The 1,566-nt window shown below is 38.6% G+C and carries 2 protein-coding genes; both read right to left on the bottom strand.

What is annotated here, in order from left to right:
* Positions 1–386: 386 nt before the first annotated feature.
* Positions 387–752 (bottom strand): MazG nucleotide pyrophosphohydrolase domain-containing protein, encoded by a 366-nt coding sequence (locus H5084_RS19185; protein ID WP_182692228.1) that lies wholly within the window; start codon positions 750–752, stop codon positions 387–389.
* Between the two features lie 116 nt (positions 753–868).
* A complete protein-coding gene (locus tag H5084_RS19180; protein WP_182692227.1) occupies positions 869–1,195 on the bottom strand; it encodes a hypothetical protein in 327 nt (108 codons plus the stop codon).
* Positions 1,196–1,566 lie beyond the last annotated feature (371 nt).

The raw sequence follows: 1,566 nt of genomic DNA, 5'->3' as shown, positions 1-1,566 counted from the left end.
CTGCGCTCGCTGTGGCTTTATTAATAACTGTAACTTGGTATTTCGCCCTTGCGGCGACTTTACTTTCTTTGAACAGCAAATAAAGTAAGCAAAGAAAGCTGTCACCGAATCGCTTTCTTATCCAAGTAATTCACTCATTTTTATCGTACCGTTTCGGACGTGCATCCATGCACTAGCCTCAACTAAGCCAAACATCCTGTTTGGCTTTACTAAAAATAAGTAAATGACTTGGGAAAGCTCAACGGCGGGGAGCTGTAGCCGCATTGAGTATCGAACTTTATTGTTAACTAGTTGAGATTATTAAGATCAACCATTAGATGTCCCGTACTTTTTTCTACAATCTTTCCTAGGTATATTGCGAGGCTACTTCTTTCAAATACGTACGATTACTTTGAATTATGCTCGACGGCTAAGTCTATTTTTTGCTTTTCTTTAATATCTGCCCACTTATTACCCGTTTCGATGCCTGATACTCTTTCTTCATACTTACGGCAGGCTCTTGCTAAAACGGCTTTGGTATCAATACCGACTTCTTTTTCTAACGCGGTTAGAATATTGAGGTAGTCCCAAAGAATATCCCCTAGCTCATCTTCTAAATAGCACTTTCTGGATTTAGGGATCTCTTCTATTACTTCATCCACTTCATTTTTAATTTCAGCAAGATAAGTCTCAGCACCATTTGACCATGTGCTGGTTTCATCAAAAATAGCTTTACGCTTCGCAATACCAAGTAATTTATCGAACTCTTTCATGAAACCTCTTTGGCAAATAATGCATATTGAATAGGAAAGTTATCGTCTAAAGCTATCTCCAGTTAACATCTAAAACTGTCGGCTATAAGCAGATGGTGTGGGGCAGTGATATCGACTTACCAATAGTACATTTTAAAATAAGATAGCAATAAGAATATCGCTAACCAAAATATACAAGCCAACCACATAATTATTTTTTTCTCTAGGGTTGGATACTCGTCTGTATACAACACAACGACATAACAACACACAGGAAATAGCTCAAAAAGCTGTCCTGCATATCGGTTATTCATGCCAAGAAAAGGGGGAACATAAAAATAGATAACACCATAAATAGTAATTAAAATAGTGGCTAATATTCGTCTAAAATTGAATGGCTCACAACCTTCCGTGGCATAAGAAAAAAATGCTAATGCACAGAGAACTAACACTAGAAATATCAATGTAAGGCCTTAATGTTATCACTTTGAGTGAAGCTGTATTTATAGGTCATTATGCACCAACGTAGGGGGATAATTAACTAATTGTTCGGGAAAGCTCAACGGCGGGGGAGTTGTAGCCACATTTGCTAATGTCTTAAGCTTAGGTGTTGTTGGTTCGTCTATGCTCATCGAGGCTTTATTAATAATTGTGACTTGGTGTTTCGCCTTGTCGGCGACCCTACTTTCTTTGAACAGCAAATAAAGTAGGCAAAGAAAGCTGTCACCGAATCGCTTTCTTATCCAATCAATGAAGCTCTTTCTTTATGCACCACTTCATACGGCGCGTCCATGCGCCGAATGAAGTTACAGCAAACGTCCTGTTTGCTGTTGCA

Origin of the sequence: Psychromonas sp. SR45-3 (assembly GCF_014163575.1) — a bacterium.
GTDB classification, from domain to species: domain Bacteria; phylum Pseudomonadota; class Gammaproteobacteria; order Enterobacterales; family Psychromonadaceae; genus Psychromonas; species Psychromonas arctica.
This window is presented reverse-complemented; position numbering and strand designations above follow the sequence as displayed.